General features: G+C 62.5%; 11 protein-coding genes. 8 read left to right on the top strand and 3 right to left on the bottom strand.

Going from position 1 to position 19,301, the window contains the following annotated elements:
• The first annotated feature begins 214 nt into the window (after window positions 1–214).
• The 4 genes from V7Q53_RS02765 to V7Q53_RS02750 are packed head-to-tail and all read left to right on the top strand — an operon-like array spanning window position 215 to window position 15,494.
• Window positions 215–13,993: a PLxRFG domain-containing protein gene (locus V7Q53_RS02765; protein WP_333826848.1), complete on the top strand. Its 13,779-nt coding sequence runs from the start codon at window positions 215–217 to the stop codon at window positions 13,991–13,993.
• Between the two features lie 10 nt (window positions 13,994–14,003).
• On the top strand, window positions 14,004–15,008 hold the full coding sequence (locus tag V7Q53_RS02760; RefSeq protein WP_333826847.1) for an N-acetylmuramidase domain-containing protein: 1,005 nt from the start codon (window positions 14,004–14,006) through the stop codon (window positions 15,006–15,008).
• Window positions 15,005–15,310, top strand: a complete 306-nt coding sequence (locus V7Q53_RS02755) for a hypothetical protein (RefSeq protein ID WP_333826846.1) — start codon at window positions 15,005–15,007, stop codon at window positions 15,308–15,310. Before V7Q53_RS02760 ends, V7Q53_RS02755 begins: the two co-directional genes overlap by 4 nt.
• Before the next feature lie 52 nt (window positions 15,311–15,362).
• Complete coding sequence (locus V7Q53_RS02750; RefSeq protein ID WP_333826845.1) at window positions 15,363–15,494, top strand: hypothetical protein; 132 nt, start codon at window positions 15,363–15,365, stop codon at window positions 15,492–15,494.
• A 20-nt stretch (window positions 15,495–15,514) separates the two neighbouring features.
• Here the strand turns inward: V7Q53_RS02750 and V7Q53_RS02745 are convergent, their stop codons facing one another.
• From V7Q53_RS02745 to V7Q53_RS02735, 3 genes are all read right to left on the bottom strand, one after another.
• On the bottom strand, window positions 15,515–15,793 hold the full coding sequence (locus tag V7Q53_RS02745; protein WP_333826844.1) for a hypothetical protein: 279 nt from the start codon (window positions 15,791–15,793) through the stop codon (window positions 15,515–15,517).
• Window positions 15,794–15,810: 17 nt separating this feature from the next.
• Window positions 15,811–15,981, bottom strand: a complete 171-nt coding sequence (locus V7Q53_RS02740) for a hypothetical protein (RefSeq protein WP_333826843.1) — start codon at window positions 15,979–15,981, stop codon at window positions 15,811–15,813.
• A 272-nt stretch (window positions 15,982–16,253) separates the two neighbouring features.
• Window positions 16,254–16,634, bottom strand: a complete 381-nt coding sequence (locus V7Q53_RS02735) for an HNH endonuclease (RefSeq protein ID WP_333826842.1) — start codon at window positions 16,632–16,634, stop codon at window positions 16,254–16,256.
• 426 nt (window positions 16,635–17,060) lie between these two features.
• Between V7Q53_RS02735 and V7Q53_RS23380 the strand changes: the two genes are divergently transcribed.
• From V7Q53_RS23380 to V7Q53_RS02720, 4 genes are all read left to right on the top strand, one after another.
• Window positions 17,061–17,150: a hypothetical protein gene (locus tag V7Q53_RS23380; protein ID WP_442954406.1), complete on the top strand. Its 90-nt coding sequence runs from the start codon at window positions 17,061–17,063 to the stop codon at window positions 17,148–17,150.
• 372 nt (window positions 17,151–17,522) lie between these two features.
• The gene (locus V7Q53_RS02730) at window positions 17,523–17,924 is read left to right on the top strand and encodes an XRE family transcriptional regulator (protein ID WP_333826841.1); all 402 of its coding nucleotides are present in this window, start codon (window positions 17,523–17,525) and stop codon (window positions 17,922–17,924) included.
• A gap of 289 nt (window positions 17,925–18,213) precedes the next feature.
• On the top strand, window positions 18,214–18,471 hold the full coding sequence (locus V7Q53_RS02725) for a type II toxin-antitoxin system ParD family antitoxin (RefSeq protein WP_333826840.1): 258 nt from the start codon (window positions 18,214–18,216) through the stop codon (window positions 18,469–18,471).
• Window positions 18,471–18,815, top strand: coding sequence for a type II toxin-antitoxin system RelE/ParE family toxin (locus V7Q53_RS02720; RefSeq protein ID WP_333826839.1), 345 nt, complete (start codon window positions 18,471–18,473; stop codon window positions 18,813–18,815). Before V7Q53_RS02725 ends, V7Q53_RS02720 begins: the two co-directional genes overlap by 1 nt.
• The last annotated feature ends 486 nt before the right edge of the window (window positions 18,816–19,301 follow it).

The following is a 19,301-nucleotide window of genomic DNA, read 5'->3' as shown; positions in this document are numbered from 1 at the left end:
GAGCAACATCTTCGACCGCGATAGCGCAAGCAATCAGCAAAACCCCCGTCAACGCATCGAAGACATCGCGCGGCAAAGTCAGGTCCCGGTCAATGTCCTGATCGCGCTGGGGGAACAGGCCGGGGCTTCATCCCCAGATGATCTGATCACTATCGCTGATCGGGCTGCCCAAGAAATGGGACCGCGCATTCAGGCCGGTGAAAGCATCCGCGATTTGATCAGAGCTGCGGCCGGTGATGGCGCGGACGATTTCCTGCGGCGTGCGCGCGAGGTCGGTGACGAGCTATATCCCGATCAGATGCGTGCCGCTCGTGAGCAGCAAGAAGAGCAGCGCAGGGCCGCTGAGCCCGGTTTTGGCGGTGATCTGGCGCGCAGCTTCGGTGCGGGCATCAGCGAAGGCGTCGGTTCCGCCGTCGAAGGCGTCGGTGCGCTGGCAGATCAACCCTTCGCGCTGGCGCGTGGCGATGAAAACTACCAGCCCGGCCTACTGGCCCGCATGGGGCGCTCTGGCGGTGATTATCTGCGCGACCGGGCCAATGATCTGCGTGAAGGCATGTCTTCGGGCGCCCGCACCGCAATTGAACAGTCCACTCCCGGCGGCGACCTTACGAAGCCCTCGACATGGACGCTGGGCGAAGGGGCGTCAATCTATGGCTACTCCCTTCTGGCCGCCGATGTGCTGGGCTCATTCCTTCCTGTCGTCGCGGCCAGTGTCCTGACGCGCAGCCCCATCGCCGGGGTTGGAGTGGGCGCATCGCAAAGCGCCGGCGCGGGGGCCGGAGAAGCGCGCGGCATCATTGATGAAGCGTTCAATGAGCGCGATCCCGAAACCGGCGAGCGCCTGCTTGAGCGGGAATCGCCCTACTACCGCGAGCTGATCGCGGGCGGGATGGATGAAGACGAAGCGCTTGAGACGACGCAGAACGCCGCCGCGCGCATCGCTGCGCTTTTCAACGCTCCAGTTGGTGGCTTTGGTGGTGCCGCCACCGGAGCGATCATTCGCGGTGCCCTGCCCCGTGGCATAGGTGCAACCGGCGGCCCGATGCGCCGCGCGCTGACCCGTGGCGCGCTTTCGGCATCGGAGGAAGGTATTCAGGAGGCGCTTGAAGGCGTCGCAACCCGGTTCGGCGTTCAGACCGCAACCGGCATGGATATCGACCTTACCGAAGACACCTTCGGCGATTTCATCCTGGGCGCTTTGGGTGGTGGCGTTGTCGGTGGTGCTTCAGGTCTGGCCCCGCAGCGCGCGACCGAAGAACCCCCTGAAGCGGCCCCGGAAGGCGCACCCACCCCTCCGGTTGATCGCCAGCAACTGGCCCTACCCGCGCCCACCGATGGCGGCACGATCTTCCAGCAGGGCCCGGTGCGACCGCCCGAAGGCGGCGGCCCGCGCATGGTGCAGGTCCAGCTGGCAGGTGAAGGTCAGCCATGGGGCGCTGAAATCGTCGGCGGCACCACCAACACGGTTTCGCTTCGGGCGGAAGATGGCGCGCTCTTTGATATCCCGCGCTCTGATATCGAAAGCGGCGCGGTCCAGATCACGCCGGTAGGCGGCGAAACCGCAGCACCCCCCGCGCCCGAAGCCGGGCCCCAGGCAGCAACAACGCGCACCGAGGCCCCGGAAGCGATTGAGCCTGACCCGGCGCGGCCCCCCCGCGTTCCTGAAGCCGATCCAGCGCCGAGCATCGAAGTTGATCCGATCGAGGAAGCGCGCAAGCGGCTCACGATGGTCGAGGATCAGGCGCGCACGCGGGGTTGGGACCGGACCCTGCTCGAAATGCGCGACAACCTGCGCGGCATCCTCGCAGCAGCGGGGCGCGCCGAACAGGATGCGACCAATGAGGCCAGCAAGATCGTCACAAGGAAGGATGGAAGCCCCTTCAAGGATCAGGCTTCGGCCACGCGCGCCCTTGGGCGTCTTGGTTTCAGCATGGACACCCACGATATCGTTGCGCAGGACGGCGGTTTTGTTGCCACTCCGCGTGTTCAGGAGCAGGAGATTGGTGATGCTGGGCTATTGGATGACAGCCAAACAAGCGCTGAGAGCAATGGAGGTCGACGGGATAGTGACCCGCAAGCAGCGGAAGAAGGCCCTCAAACTGTTGCGGGAGCGGAAGGGGATGCCGATACCCTCCAATCACCCGATGGCGCCGGTCTTCCGGGATTTGTGGATGGTGCAGCTGAGGCCGTGGAACCTTCAGAAGCACTGACTGAACCTGCCCGAAATGAGCAGCAAATTGCGCAGCGACGGATGGCTGCGCCCATGGACGCAGAACGCGCCAAGACGCGCCGCCGCGATGCCAATGCCTTCCTCGATGCCGCTGAGGAAGGCGAACGCTCATGGAATGGCGAGGTTGATGGCCGGATGGTTCTGCTGCGCGGCGGTCGCGCCCGCGTAAGGGTGAACGATGATCGCGGGCAGGATATCATCACCGACACCGAGGGTATGAGCCGTGAGGATCTGGCTGCATGGCTGGACTATGCGACCGGGCAAGCGCAACGGGCTGCCCCCGGTGCCGCGCAGATCGACGAGGGGTCCGTAGGGCAGGCCGCTGACCCGCTTCTCTCCACCCTGCAAGGGTCTATGGCCCGGGCGCCGGAAACCCACGTCACCAAGAAGGGCAAGACGCTGGAGGGTTATGTCCTTCGCGCTGGCACCACCGAGGGACAGGCGAAGAAGATCGACCCCTACGCTTTCCCCAAGGCGGGGGGATGGTTTGTGCGCCGCAACCGGGCCGATGAGTTTACCGGACTGGATAATTCTCCCGTAATTGAGCAGCAAAATACGCAGCAAACCGCCCTTCAGGCGGATCGTGAGCGTGTCGCGCCCGATGGCGAGCCGTCGATAGCTTCAACGCCCGAGGGTGACGAAAACTTTGCAGCCAATCGCGCGGCTATGGGCAAGTTCAAGAAAGGCCAGCGCGTCCAGTGGGTGAATGACAACTTCAACCCGCCGCGCACCATCACCGGCACTATCGCCCGGATGGACCGTCGCAGCGGTCAAGGCGTGGTCGAGGTTCTCGTGGATGGCGGAATCGGCGGGAAGGGGTATGACGCGACGATTGGCGCGCGCCTTCTGTCCGTGGAGACGGAGCGCGCAGCACCGGCGACCGACGCCCCTGCCCCGGCCAGCGATGCGCCTTCGCGTGAAGCGTTCGAGGCTGCTGCGGCTGAAACCGCGCCCGACCCCACGCCCGCGCAAGCCGAGGCTGAAAACTACAAGACGGGCAAGATTGACTGGCGTGGCCTCACTCTTTCCATCGAGAACGCCAAAGGCAGTGTTCGCCGCAAGGTCGGCCCTGATGGCAAAACGGCATGGGAAGTCACCATGCCCGCTGATTATGGCCGCATCCTGCGCACCAAGGGCGCGGATGGTGATCATGTCGATTTCTACATGGGACCGGACCCGGCGGCTGACCGGGTGTTCGTGGTCGACCAGAAGAACGCCGAAACCGGGGCCTTCGATGAACACAAGGTCATGCTGGGCTTTGTGAACCAGCAACAGGCGCGAGATGCGTTCCTCAAGGCGTTCAGCGACGGCAAGGGCGCGGAGCGCTGGGGCGCGGTCACGCCTATGAGCGTGGCCGACCTGGGCGAGGCGCTGAAGGACGGTGCGCGCTGGACCAGGCCGATGAGGATGGATCAACCTGCTGAACCGGAAGTCAAAAAGGCCGATACGTCACCACCCCCGGCGCCACCCAAGCAAGAAGCGCCCAAACCCAAGAAGATGAAGGGGCTTTCCGATGCTGAGAACGCGGAACTGGCAGCGCTTGAGGCTGAGTTTGCCGCCAAGCTGAAGAGCCAACTGAACAGCGGGCTTGATCCTGAGATGGTCGGCATGGCCTTCAAAATCGGATCGCTCTATGTGCGCGCCGGTCGGCGCCGGTTTCGCCAGTTGATCGACGCGATGATGGAGCGCATGGGCCTGACGCTTGAGCAGGCGCAGCCCTATGCCCGCAACGCCTACAACCAGCTGCGCGACGACATGGACCTGCAGGGCGAGGACACCGCCGACATGGACACCTCGCAAGAGGTGATTGCTGAAGTGCGCAAAATGCGTGCGGAAGAGGTTAAAAAGCCCGAGGAAGACACCATATCTGAGGGGCCACAGCAGACGGAGGGGCAGAGCGATGCCGATCGACCTCGGACTGACAGCGATACGCGCGATGAAGGAAGCCAACCCCAAAGCGTTCATGGAGATGTGGGCCAAGGGTCAGGTGATGCCCGCAGCGAAGCAAATCTGCGATCAGGCGAGGGAGGATCACGGGCTGATCCCGGTCGAGATGACAGCGGACTGGAAGATGCGGGAGGAAATGGCGGCCGAGCAAGTGCGCGTGGCGGCGATGGAGCTCGTTTCGGAAGCCGACCCAGAAACTACCGGATTGCTCCAGGAGCGCTGAACGACACGCGCGGGGAAAAAACCCGGGCGAAGGACAGCATCGAGGCGATCCGGCTTCTCAAGCAAATTGAGAGCCAGAATCGGCGCGCGACACCCGAGGAACAGGCAAAGCTGGCGCTCTATGCCGGTGCCGGTTCGCTCAACCCCGCCGTGCCGAACAGCGACGGAAGCGTGCGCACTGGCTGGTCCGACCTGGCAACCGACCTGCGGGCGTTGGTTTCCGACGCCGAGATGCAGACCATCGCGCGCACCACGCAATATGCCTTCTACACCTCAGAAGAGGTTGTGCGCGGCATGTGGAGCGCAGCGCAGCGGCTTGGCTTCAAGGGCGGCACTGTCTTTGAGCCCGGCATGGGTATCGGGCACTTCCTTGGCATGGCCCCGGAAGGCATCGCCGACCGCATGACCTATCGCGGCGTCGAGCTGGACAGCATCACCGCCCGCATTGCGCGCCAGCTCTACCCCGAGGCGACTGTTCAAAATCAGGATTACACTGCGGCTGCCGTGCCGCAAGGCTTCTATGACATGGCAATCGGCAACCCGCCTTTTGCCAACATCGAAATCAAGTCAGACAAGAAATACCCGCAGAAGTTCCTCCTGCACGATTATTTCTTTGCCAAGACGCTTGATGCGGTGCGCCCCGGCGGCCTTCTCGCATTCGTCACGTCCGAAGGGACGATGAACAAGATGGACGATGGCGCGCGGCGCTATCTGGCCGAGCGTGCTGATCTTGTCGGCGCGATCCGCCTGCCGAATACCGCGTTCAAGGGCAGCGCCGGAACCGAGGTGACAACCGATGTGATCTTCCTGCGCAAGCGCATCGAGGGTGAGCCGGTTGGCGATCAGTCATGGCTGAATGTCGAGATGGTGCCCCTGCCCGGTCTTGAGGGCGGGCGCATGACCGAGTTCAAGGTCAACCGCTATTTCATCGACAACCCCGACATGATCCTTGGAAAGCAAGGCGGCTTCGGCACCCAGCGCTTCCGGGGCCAGTATGCCGTGTTGCCGAATGAGGGGGAGAATATCGGCGAGGCCTTCGCCGCCGCCATCAAGCGCCTGCCTGCCGATGTGATCACCGATCCGACCTATGATCCCACGCGCGCGCAGGAGGAAGTTGACCCTGATAGCGGCCAGACCAAGGCGGGCTCCTACTATGTCCGCGATGGCGCGCTCTGGCAGTATGATGGATCGGTCGGGCGCAAAATGAAGCGCCGGGGCGCCGAGGGCGGCAGCCTGACCGCCGATGACTACCGCAAGGCCATGCAGTTCGTCGGCATCAGGGACGCGCTGCGCAATGTCTATGCCGCAGACCTGAGCGACAATCAGGCCGATGCCAAGAAGCACCGCAAGGCGTTGAATGATGCCTATGACGCCTTCGTGGCTGAACACGGCCCCATAAACCGCTCCAAGGCGCAATACCGCCGCCCGAACGCCCCCGCGCTGGAGCGCGCCCGCGCCAACCAGCGCGAGGAAGCGCTTGAACAGGGCCGGGAATGGGATGAGGGCAGCTTTGACCCGACCCCCTATATCGACGCCACATTGCTGGACAGCCAAGCCGATGAGGGCGATGACCCTTCCGGCCCGGTCGCAGGCGCGGCACAGCAAAAGGCCAAGCGTTTCACCTGGACGCAAATTGCCAAGATGCGCAAGGAAACGCGCGCCCGGTTGGGTGAAGCCTATCGGGAAGGTTCATTTGACCCTGCTGCGGTCGAGGACACCGAAATCATCAAGCGCGTGAACCTGAACGCTCTGATGGATGATCCAGAGGTCTGGCGCATTGCTGCGCTTGAAAAATACGACACGGAAACCGACACCGCCGTCAAGGGCCCGGTGTTCACCACCTCCGTTGTCGCCCGGCAGACCGAACCCGAGATCCGCGACGCCAAGGATGCGCTGAACCACTCTATGGCGACGCGCGGCTTCCCTGATATCGCCATGATCGCCGAAAAGGCCGGTGTTACCGAGGCGACCGCGTTGCAGCAGCTGGACGGTCTGGTTTTCCGCGACCCTGAATCTGGCCGATACGAGAACCGCGACCTTTACCTTTCGGGGAACGTGCGCCGCAAGCTGGAGATCGCGCGCCAGATCGGTGGCCCGGAGATGGACGCCAATATCCGCGCGCTCGAAGAGGTAATGCCGCGCGATCTGACAGAATATGAGGTGACGGCAACCCCCGGCATGCCGTGGATACCGATCAACGTCATGCAGGACTTCGCCAAAACTCTGGGGATGCAGGTCAACGTGGACCGCGCCAGCGCGGGCGGCCGCTGGATTGTCGAAGGCGAGAAGCGCAGCACCGAGGCGACGGTCACATGGGGAACGGGGGATATGCCTTTCCCTGACCTTCTGGAGCGTGTGCTGAACCGCACGGTGATCAAGGTCACGCGGACCATCAAGAATGAGGATGGCAGCATTGTGTCCCGCCTCGATGAGGCGGCGACGCAGGCGGCGAACGATAAGGCTGACGCGATCCGCGAGCGGTTCACGGGCTGGGTCTGGCAGGATGGTGACCGCAAAGAAACCCTCCTGCGCCTCTACAACGACCGCTTCAACTCAAACGTGGCCCCGTCCTTCGATGGCTCCTACCTGACCACGCCAGGCATCGCCAAGGGTTGGCAGTGGCGCCCGCACCAGCTGCGCGCCATCGCGCGTATCCTGCAAAGCGGATCAACCTATCTCGCCCATGCTGTCGGGGCGGGAAAAACGTCAGAGATGATCGCCGCCGCCATGGAGGCGCGCCGACTGGGCATAGCGCGCAAGCCCATGTTCACGGTGCCGAACCACATGCTTGGCCAGTTTGCGGCAGAGTTCTATGAGCACTACCCGACCGCGAACCTCGTTGTGGCCGATGACCGTCGGTTCCATACTGATCGCCGCCGCCAGTTCATCGCCGACGCCGCGGCAAATGACTATGACGCGATCATCCTCACGCATTCGTCCTTCCAGAAAATCCCGGTATCGGACGCGCTCAACGATGAGTTTGTGCAGGCGGAAATCGAACGCTTTGACGAGGCGATCCGGTCAAGCAAGGCCGATGGAGACCGCATTTCTACCAAGGAGATGGAGCGGGCCAAGGAGAAGCTGGAGCAACGCCTGCGCGGCGCGCGCGATGCAAGCCGGGCCGACGCGCAACTGACGTTCGAGGAAATGGGCGTCGATATGATGTTTGTCGATGAGGCCCACCTGTTCCGCAAGCTGGACTTCGCCACGCAGTTGGGCGCGATCAAGGGCGTGACGCCTTCCGGCTCACAGATGGCTTGGGACTTGTTCCTGAAAACCCGCCACCTTGACCGGATCAACCCCGGGCGCGGCGTCGTTCTGGCGTCAGGGACGCCGATCACAAACACCATGGCTGAGGTCTATACGATCAGCCGGTATATCCAGCATGACACGCTGGAAGAGCATGGCATGCTGGACTTTGACAGCTGGGCACAAAGCTATGGCGAAACGGCCATAGATTATGAGCCCGACGCCGCCGGCAACTATAAGGCCGTGTCCCGCTTCTCGAAATTCGTCAACACCCGCGACCTGTCGCTGATGGTCCGCGCGCGCATGGATACCGTGATCCCCGAGGATCTTGAGAAATATGTGGTGCGCCCGAAACTGGCGGGTGGTGGCCGCAAGGCCATTGCCGTGCCGCGCAGCGCCGCTGTCGAAGCCTATCAGGGGCAGCTTGCCCAGCGGATGGCGTTGCTTGAAAACCGGAAGGGCCCACCCAAGAAGGGCGACGACAACCACCTGGTGGTGATCGGAGACGGCATTGCGTCAGCCACGGACATGCGCCTGATCGACCCAACCGCTTCGGGCCGGGACAGCAAACTCACGCGCCTTGCCGAAAACGTGCTGGAGACATGGAAAAGGACCGCCAACGCGCCCTTCCACAAGCCAGACGGTGCGACGCGCAGCTACAGCAAGGAGCCTGCGTTCCACGGCCCCGCCTCACAGATGGTGTTCGCTGATATCCAGCGCCGCCCCGGGAAATCGCCGTTCGACACCCATGAGTTCATCCGCGACTTTCTGATCCGCAATGGTGTGCCAGCGGAACAGATCGCCCTTTTCCGCGATTTCAAGAACACGGAGGCCAAGCGCCGCCTGTTCCGGCGCGTGAATGATGGCGAGGTGCGTGTTCTGATCGGATCGGCCCGGGCCATGGGCACCGGCGTGAACGCTCAAAAGCGCCTGAAGGCCATGCACAACCTCGATCCGCACTGGTTCCCTGCACTCGATGAGCAGCGCGTGGGGCGCATCCTGCGTCAAGGCAACTGGAACACGGAAATCGAGGTCAACGATTACGCCACGGAAGGGACATACGACTCCACGATGTGGCAAATGATGGGCCGCAAGGCGCGCACCATCGAGGATTTCCTGCGCGGTGATCCCAGCGTCAATGAGATGGAAGATGTGGGGCCTGCCTCTGTTTTCGAGCAGCTGGCCGGGATGACCACGCCAGACCCGCGCATCCTGCGCCTGAAGGAGCTGCAAGAGACGGTCAAAAAGCTGGGCCGCCGCCGGGCCAACACCGCCGCCGAAGAGCGCGCCCTCTCATCCGGCATCAAGAGCGCAGAACGCAGTGCCGGATACTATGCTCAGGAAGCGGCTGCGTGGGAGGCGGTTGCGGGCAAGCATATGGACCTGCGCGGCGACAACTTCCTTGTGACCGTCGACGGTCAGGAAATCACCGATCGCAAGGCCTTCGGTGAAGCCATGGAGGCCGCCGCCATCGCTTGGGCCGACGCTGGTATGGGCTGGCCGACAACCACGGTTGGTGAGGTCAATGGCGTGCCGATCCTCCTGGAGCAGGCCGATAGATCGTCGCGCTATTTTGACACCAGCTTTTTGCTTCCCGCCGCCGGAAAACCGGATGGCATGCTGGCCGCATTCAACCTGCGCTTCTCGAAGGACGCAGAGCGCCTGTTCCCGCTCTATGAAAACCCGGTTGACACGGCGAAGGCCATTACCCGTGCCATGAATGACGTGCCCGCCATGATCAAGCATTCCCGCAAAGGAGAGGCGGATCAGAAGGCGAAGGCGGTCAAGGATCGGAAAGCGCTTGAGCAATTCGAGGGCTTCAAGGATGAGGCCCTGCTTGCCGAAAGCGAGGCGGCGCTCAAGGATCTGACGGCAACGCTGGATGCTGAGGAAATGGCGCGGCGCGGGAAAAGCAAGGAGGCGAAGGATGCGCCTGCGGCGGCCCCTGCGGCGGCGCGCGAATCTCGCTTTATGGATGCGCCTATCCCTGCCGATGGCCTGCGCGATATGGCCGCCAGCCTCACCCGTGAGGTGAAGGCCAGCGGTCTTGCGGGCAAGGTGAGCGTGCGCCTTGTGCGCGGGCTGATGGACGTTGCCGGGGTGCCGATCCAAGGCCGCCAGCGCGGCGCATCAATCGAGCTGAACCCTGACAGCCGCGACGGAGCGCTTGGCACCCTGCGGCATGAGATTGTCCATGCCCTGCGCGATGAGAGCCTCTGGGGCACGCCCTATGGCCTGTTCACGCGCCCGGAATGGCAAGGCCTTGTGCGAGCCGCCCGCGCCGACACCGCGCTGTCCAAGAAGGTGGCGGATGCCTATCCTGATCTGGGCAGCCGCGCGCAGGTCGAGGAAGTGATTGCCGAGCAATATCGCCGCTGGGCACAGAACATGGACCAGCGCAGCGGCGTTGACCGGGCGTTCCGCAAGATCCGGGGCTTTGTCGGGGCAGTTGCAAACGCGCTGCGGGGCCAAGGCTTCCAGTCGGCGGCGCAGACCTTCGACAAGATTGCCACCGGCCAGATCGGCGAACGCGGGCCGGATGGACCGGGCGGGCAAGGCACTCGCATGGCTGAAAGCCGCGATCCGCGCGAATCGTTGCGGGAATGGCAGCGCAATGGCCGCAAGAACGCCGACATGTTCACAGACCTTTCAAGCAGGCCGGAGGGCAATGCTCTGTTCGCTGCCATCGAGAAGGCCAAAACCCCGCGCGCGGCTGAAATCGCAGCTGATCGCTGGGTGAAGGCCATGGGCCGCGACACGGGCGTGGAACACCTGGTGGCGTTTGACAGATGGGGTGGTCTGATTTCGGTCGGGCGTGGCGGTCAATACACGGTCGGCATGTCTGATCAGCTCCTTTCCGCAATGCGGGATGGGTCTGCGCGCTACGTCACGCACAATCATCCGAGAAACTCCGGCTTCAGCGCGGCTGATCTGGCAAATGTTGCGCTCTATGGCGTCGATGTATCGGCAGTCGGGCACCGCGATGCTGTTGCAAGCGCGCGGATCGGCCCCTCCCTTGTCGGAACCAAACTGAGCAGCACGCCAGCCAAGCTTGGCGCGTTTCTCGGTCTCATTGATGGAATCGTGGCGCATCCCATTCAGGAGATGCTGAACCGCGGTGAAATCACGATCGACACCGCCAACGCCATTCACTCCCATGTTTCTGATATGGTGAAGCACCGGCATGGCATTATTGATCTTCGCTCGAACGGCCACATCATTGTAGAACGTCACGGCGTTGATGCTGATGGGCTTCTGCAGGAAACCGACGAAAGGGTGCGCGATGTCCTACGGAGAAATCAACTTCACCTCGTCCCTATCCGAGATCAAGGCCGAGATCAGCCGCTTGGAGGGGCTTTCCCAGACGGACGAGGGCAGCAAGGCCCAGCTGGCCTACCTGAAGGAGGTCGAGAAGGGACGGAAGGGGCAGGAACAGGCCTTCCGAGCACCGCCCAAGAAGGGCTGAGCGAAAGCCAGCCGCGTTCGCCTGATGGCCGTTTTGCGTCGCATGCGGCGAAATACTCGCGCCAGATGCTGGAGGATGCAGGCCCGGTAACGGCCAGCAAGGAGCGCGGGATCATCGGGCAGATGCTGACCGATGCCATGGGAGGCAAGAGCAGCACATACAACATTCTCGCCTTGGTTCCGAGCGAGCCCCTGTTTCAGGAGCTTGGAAAGAACCTGATGGGCGCGCGGATATACCTGCGGCTCAAGCACGCTCTGGGCGCGATGCGCAATGAGCGGCAGGCCACAGCGGCAGCGCTGATGGATGACTGGCGCGGCTTCCTGACGCGCAACCGCAAATCGAACGACGAGCTGATGAACCTCATGCATGACGCAACCATCGCGGGGATTGACCCGGCGAGGGTGTTCAGCGTGCGGCCCCGCCACGCCTATGAGGCCGAGCCCAAATACAAGGCCTATGTTGACGCCAAGCGCGAGGCCTATGACGCGCTGCGCCCGCGCTGGGAAAAGCTGCCGAAGAAGGCGCAGGAAATCTACCAGAAGGTGCGTGACGCCTATCGTGAAGCCTCTGACGCCGAACGCCAGATCATTCTGGATAATGTGAAATCCTCGATGGAAATCAACCTGAAGCGCGCGCGTCTGCGCTATGAGGATGATCTTCGCAAGATCGAAGAGGACGGGCTTGAGGGCGAGGAGCGCGCGGCGGCCGAGGCTGAAGCATCCGAGCGGCTGGCCGCCATCACGAAGCGCGATGGCTATGGCCGCAATGCGCGCCTTGCCACCCTGCGGGCGATGTTCGAGCAAAACGAGGTGGATGCGCCCTATTTCCCGCTTCTGCGCCACGGCAGCTATTTCGTCACGCTCAAAGACCGCGACAACAAGGTCATCGCCTTCTCGAAATTCGAGAGCGAGCGCGCGCAAATGCAGGAGGCCGCCCGCCTGCGCCGCGCGCACCCGGATCACACTGTGAAAACCGGGCTTCTGGATTCGACCGGCGGTCGCGGCCCTGATGTTGACCCCAATTTCGTGGCCGATATCGAGGCGATGATTGGCAAGGCGGTGGCTGACCCTGCCCTGATGGATGCGATCTGGCAGCGATACCTGGAAACCCTGCCCGATTTCTCGATCAGGAAATCACGGCTGCACCGCCAGGGCACGCCCGGGTATTCCAAGGATGCCTTCCGGGGTTATGCCCGGCAGATGTTCCATTCAGCGCACCAGCTGGCGCGCCTGAAATATGGCATGCAGATGCAGCAGGCGCTCGATGACGCCAAGCGCGAGGCCGATGCTTCCGCCGATCCGAACCGGGCCATGGCCGTGATCAACGAGATGGAAAAGCGGCACGAATGGGTGATGAACCCCAAGGTTTCCTCTTGGTCCACATGGGCCACCAGCGCCGCATTCGTCTATTATCTCGGTGCAACCCCCGCCGCCGCGCTGGTCAATATCTCTCAGACGGTCGTGGTCGGCATTCCGGTGCTGGCCGCAGGTTTCGAGCGCAGCACCATCGGTTCGGCGGCACGCCACCTGAGCCGGGCGCTGCGAGAGTTCGGGCTTGGGAAAGGCTCCGTCTCGAACGCCAAGAGCCTCAAGCCGGATGAGAAAGCGGCGATGGAAGAAGCCTATCGGCGCGGCATCATCGACAAGAGCCAAGCGCATGATCTGGCGGGCGTGGCTGAAACCGGCGTCGAATACAGCGATATCCGCGCGCGCCTCATGCGGCCTATCGCCTTCTTGTTCCATCACGCCGAGCGGCTGAACCGAGAAATCACGTTCATGGCGGCCTATCGGATGGCGAAAGAGGCCGGGCTTGAGGGTGAGGCCGCCATTGAGAAGGCCGGAAACTTGGCTTGGAAGACGCATTTCAACTACGAATCGGACAGCCGCCCGAGGCTTCAGCACAACGATTTCGTGCGCGTTGCCACGGTCTTCAGAAACTATCAGCTGAACATGATCTATCGCCTGTTCCGAGACAGCCACCAATCCCTCAAGGGGGCGACGGAGGCCGACCGGAAGGAGGCGCGGGCTCAGCTGATCGGCATCACGGGCATGATGGCCATGATGGCCGGTGTAAGCGGGACATGGGGCTTTGCCCTGATCACCACGCTTGCGGGACTGTTCATGCCCGGCGGCGCCGACGATATCGAGCAAGAGGTGAAGGAGGCGTTGGTCAATACCCTTGGCCGCGACATGGCGGGCCTCATCCTGAACGGTGTCCCGGGCCATCTCTCCGGCATCAACCTGTCTCAGCGGATGGGCATGCCGGAATTGTGGTTCCGGCGCCCTGACCGGCAGCAGGAGGGCGATGACCTGTACCAGTATTGGGCTGAGCAGATGCTGGGCGCGGTGCCGGGCATGGCACAAAACGCCTTTCGGGGCGTCAACATGGCGCTTGAGGGGGAAGTCTGGCGCGGCGTCGAAACCGCATCGCCCAAATTCGTGCGCGACTGGATGCGCAGCGCCCGCTATGCGCAGGAGGGCGTGACCACCTATCGCGGCAACCCGATCATCGAGAGCGTGACGCCAGCCGAGGCGCTGACACAGGCCCTTGGCTTCACGCCTGCGCGCGTGTCTGAGCAATATCAGACCAACCGCTGGATGCAGAACACGCAGAGCCGCATCACCGATCAGCGCAGCACGATCCTGCGCCGCGCCGGAGACGATATCCGGGCTGGAAACCCGATCAGCGACCGGGCCGCGCAGGCGATCAGAGAGTTCAACAGCGAATACCCGCAATACGCGATCACCACGGACACGATCAGGCAGTCGGTCAGGGCGCGCGCCCGGGGCGAGCGTGAAACTGTCGGCGGTGTGCGCCTCAACCGCCGTCTTGACGGCACGATCCGGGGCGGCACCGCCCAAGGCATCTATTCGGAGTAGAGGGAACATTATGGGCTATCCATGGAAGGGGCGCGGGGCGCCTGGTGATCTGAGCGAGAGCGATTTCGCGCGTGCGGCTGAACGGCTGGGTTGCGAGGTGGCCGCAATCAAGGCTGTCTGGCAGGTTGAGGCATCGGGGCGACACTTCCTTGCGGATGGGTCCGTGGTGCGGCGCTTTGAGCCTCATCATTTCCCCATACAGCATTGGCGCGCGATTGGCTTCAGCGTGCGCGCCGGTGAAGAACCGTGGCGGGCATCGGTGCGTCTTTCCTGCGAGTCCATGTTCCTGCGCGCAGCGCGTATTGACCTGGGCGCCGCAATCGCCGCCTCCAGCTGGGGTGCGCCCCAGATCATGGCGGGGATGAACCATGTTGCGGCGGGCTTCGACAGCCCGGAAGCCATGGTTGAGCATATGGCGATCAGCGCGGCGCACCAGCTGGGCGCATTCGTGCAGTTGGTCGAGGCGTGGGGCATTGCTGGCGCCATCCGTGGCCACGACTGGCAAGCCTTCGCGCGGCGATACAATGGCAGCGGGCAGGTTGCCGAATATGCGCGCCGGATGGAAGCGGCATATCGTGAGCATTCCGGCGGCCAGCGTTCGCCGGTGGTGGTGCGCGTCGGTGATCGCGGCCCTGCGGTTCGTGAGCTGCAGCGCGCCCTTGGCATCAAGGTTGATGGCGCGTTCGGCCCCCAGACCCACGATGAGGTTCTGGCCTTCCAATCTCTCGCCGGTGTTCCGGTGGATGGCGTCGTCGGCGCGCGGACATGGGAAGCATTGCGAGCGCACGAGCCCGTCCACCCGCCCGCGCAAGAGACGCCGGCCGATGTTCGCGCGGATCTTACTGCGCAGATCGGCGGGGCAACAGCGGTCGTCTCTGGCGGCGCGGTTGCCATGGGGCAGGTTCGTGACGTTGTGCCGGATGACCTCTGGAATATGCTGGCCTATGCCGCAGTCGGCGCTCTGGTAATCTGGGGCGCATCCATGGCGTTCCGGCGCTGGCGGGTGCGGGTGTGAGCCCGGTATCGGCAGGCATAGCCGCGCTGGCGCTGGTAAGCGTGCTGGGCGGCATCTGGAGCCACGGGTGGCATACTGGCACCCAGGGCGAGCGCGCCACATGGCAGGAGCGCACCACCGCGCTTCGGCAGGAGCGCGCCATCCTTGCGGCGCGCGTCGAAGGGCTTGCCGCGACGCTGGCCCGCATATCTCAGGAGCGCGACGCGCTCGCCCAGCAACTGGAGGATGCCGCCCATGCGGACAATGATGCTTCTCGCCCTGCTTTTGGCCCTGCCAGCGTGTCTAGGCTCAACCGCCGCTGATATCGCGGCGGCGCCGCCCTCATTGATGGAGCCATGCGCGGAGCCGCAGACCTTGCCGGTGCGCGTGCTGCCGCAAAATGAGGCCGAAGTGTTCTGGGGGCGTGACCGGGGCGCGCTGCGCGATTGTGGCGATCGGCACGCCCTGCTGGTCGAGTGGGCACAGGGTCAGGTCGGGGCGCGCTGATCGCCATCGGTAGGCGGTGATCAGCGGCGATCCTTTCCTTTTTCAGTGCCCAATGGCACGCTCATCACGCTGTCTGGCCATTTCGAGCGAATATAGGCTCTTACCGCCTCCGCAGCTTCATCGAGGCTTTCCGCGCGCCCATGGGCCGCTGGATAGCTGAAAGCTGACCAGATGTATGACCGTGTTCCAGGGATGAAATGGGCTGGCAAAACTCGCCCGACAACCTGATCGCCACGCAGGATCAGGAAATCACCGTCAGCACCCGCCCCGCCCAATCCGGTAGGCTTGCGTTTCCACATGCCCGTCGCCGCGCAATCTAAATTTCTTCGATGCGTTCGATCACGGGCGGGCGTGGTAAGACAGGATCATCTTCGCGGCGGGTATGATAGCGGGCGCCCCGCCAGACGAACTCTGCGCAGCCTGCGAGGCGCGCGGCAGCAAAGGCGTCGCTGAATTCTGCGTCGGGCCGGGTGTGTGCGATACGCATTGAAAACCTATCCTTCCTTCCATGGCAAAATAGTGCATCGAGACCCTACTGGATAGGGTCTATGAAACCCGCCTCAATCGCCTTTCGAGACAGCAATCGCCATAGCCGGGCAAGGGCTTTGGGGTCTTTCCCTCGCCGCTTGGCCCTGGCGTAGATGCGCCGCTGGGCTTTTGGTAGCATCGACCAGTGCCTCTGGCATATCCATTCAGGGAATCGACCGCCGGGCGTGGTGCGGCGGCAGAACGGAATGAGGCAGTTGATGCGATCAGTCGTCATCGAAACTCCACCGAACCATCAATGCGCTTCTTCATCCGTGAGGCCTTTGACCCTGGAATGATCCGCTTTGGCCCAGCCAACCCCCAGCGTTTCTTGAACACCCGCGACGCCTTGGCTTTGGCGCGCAGGTCATGGGGGGTCTTCTGGGCGTGCCCTTCGCTCGTGACCGGCTGAAGGTTCGCTTCGGCATTCTGGCCGCCGATGGCCAGCGGGATGATGTGGTCAAATTCGATCACATCACCGGGCCGGAACTCGCGCCCTGTGATGGCGCACCGCCCGCCGAACGCGCGAAGGATGCGCTCCTTTACCCGTGGCGGCGGCGGAGTATCATCGGTCTTCCCGATCCACTGTTCTACGGCTCTGGGCATCACAACCATACCCGGGGAGCATGTCCCATTTTGCTGCACTCCTTGCTGCACAATTGCACCATGGAAGATAGCCTAAGCCGTTGAAAATACAAGCGGTAAGGGGTAGGTTGAGCGCACACCCCTTCCGCCAAATATATCTTTTAATCATTTCTTTTCAGTAGCTTGACAGCAATACGCCTTTTCATCCCACCATCCAGCTCTCCATCTTGTTTGCGCTTGAATGAGCGTAGCTGCATCTGGATGAGCGCCTGAACTCCCTTCGACAGAGCGTCGTCACGGCCGCCAGAGTAAGCGATTAGTGAGTTTTTCGGCGAGTGTTGCATCTTTGTCGAGCGATCTCGCTATAAGCAAGTCGCTCGGGTCAGCGCGTGACGATCCGGGCCCAACTGCATGCAGTGCCGCCCGAGCAGCGCGCGCACAACCAGAGGATAGAAAATGTTCGAAACGAAGATGAATAACACATACATGACGATCAACCAGGTGGCTGAGCACCTGTCCGTTTCGGTGGCCACGATCAACCGTTAGCGGCGCGATCGTGAGTTCCCGTCAGCCCGGCAGTTCAGCCCCGGCTGCGTGCGCTGGCGCCGCAGCGATATCCTGGAGTGGGAGGTGTCTCGCGCCACCTGCTTCGTTAGCGCCTTCGATACGTAGGATGATGTCGTCGTCTCGCACGGTTGAGCATCGCGATCTGACCCAGCGCCAAAGCGCTTGCCCAACATGACCGCCGTTGCGCCTGAAAGCGTAGCGGCGTTCTGCTCCGTCACTGTCGTTCATGTCTCGTCACTCATTGGGTGGCGAGCGCACATGGCTTGCCCCCCAGAACCCTCGCAGAACCGCGAAATCCACCGCTACAAGTAAGTCAGAACGTCACTCGACATACTGATGGAGCTTGTTAAAATGGCAATGAAACCGCACGCGGAAACCCGGCTCGCGAAATTCGTGGCGCAGCGTATCTCCGACCTTCAGGGACGCAAGAACCAGGTCGAGATCGCGGCAGAGGCCGGCTACGTGAACGCCAACAACCTGACGATGATCAAGGGCGGTGCCTCAAAACTGGCCCTCGACCGTGTTCCTGACCTCGCGCGTGCCCTCGAGTGCGGCCCGGCCTTCCTGCTGCGTCTGGCCATGGAACAGGCCCTCGGCGAAACGGCGGCGAAAGCGGTGGGCGAGATCTGGGGCACCCCACTCACGCGCAATGAGGTCGAATGGATCGCCGAGATCCGGGATGCCAGTGGCGACACCGACCCGCGCCTGACGACGCGCAGCCGGACCAAGCTGCGGGAGATCTTCGGGCGATGACCAGAACCATCATCATGACGGACACAGGTCCTATAGGTTTGGTTCGACGGAATCCCGAGAGAGCCGAAGTTACCGAGAACGAGTTGGCCTGGATCGGTTTCCTACGTGAGGTATCTGGTCAGTCCGATCCCGCACCCCGGCTCGCTCTCGTCCAGGCACTTCGGGGCATCCTTGGAACGCGTGGCAAACAGGGATGTCAAAAGACGAGGTCAGTTGCATTTTCAGGACGTAGATATCGACAGGCTGTCTGAATTGGCATATATTGCCAACCATCATCCAGGAGATACACATGGTCACGCGAAATGTCGTTCTCACCGATGCGCAGTCGGAACTGGTCGACCGGCTGGTCACCTCGGGTCGTTACCAGAATGCGTCAGAGGCGCTGCGCGCTGGATTGCGACTACTCGAACGAGAGGAGACCGAGTTGGGTGAACTGCGTGCCCGACTGGTGACCAGCCTCGAGGAAGCCCGCCGCGGTGACCTGGCCGAAGGTTCTGGTGAGGAATCTATCCGTCGCGCCTTCTCGGGTGCCCGGCAGCGCGCCTGATGACCAGGCCATGGCGGCTGACCCGCAGCGCAGAAACGTCATTGATCGAGATCGCTCGCTGGACGTTAGCGACCTTTGGTCCGCGACAGGCCGAGGCCTATGAGAATGATCTGATCGACGTCTGTAACAAGATCGCGGCAGGCACTGCCATCACCCGCGACTGCCGTCGCCTGATTGATCCGGACCTCGATGAAGACTTACGCTTCGCCCGATGCGGCCAGCACTTCATCGTGTTTGTCCAGAGCGCCACCCAGGGGATCGTCATCGACTTTCTGCATACCCGATCCGATCTGCCCGGACGGCTGGCGGCGCTGTCAGACGCGCGAACCGGAGGACCGAGCTAAGCCTGCAGAGCAATGCATCCGATAATTCGCTATGCGAAAAAGCAACATCTTTGCCAGGAAGAGTCGATCGGTTCAAACAATTCACGATTTTCCAGCGGGTTGCATGAGGTTGCGAATGACAACCTGGACGGTTGCATTTCGACTTCTTGGCAGAGGAATTTAGACGGAAAATGCGCACTGCCACCCCACAAAGGTTGACAACGGCATCGACGTGCTGCTGATTTTGAACGGTTTTTTCGGCTAGGTTGTCATTTGGTTGACAAATCGGAGGTGCTGGAGATTTTTCCGGCCTAGCTGGTGCTGCGCATCTATGAGAACGCTTCCGGAGTGCTCGAATTTAGCGCGCAGACGAGTGACCAGAATGATCCGGAGCATGGCGATGCCGCTGACCACACCCTGTCTGTCCGGCTCGGAAAACCGAGCCCTCCATATGACGTTGCCCCCTGCACCTGATCCAGTTTGAGATGGACTCTGGCCCAACCGAGA

The organism is Pararhodobacter sp. (assembly GCF_036802785.1).
Taxonomy (GTDB): domain Bacteria; phylum Pseudomonadota; class Alphaproteobacteria; order Rhodobacterales; family Rhodobacteraceae; genus Pararhodobacter.
The sequence above is the reverse complement of the archived record's forward strand: the minus strand, read 5'-3'. Positions and strand labels throughout refer to the sequence as shown.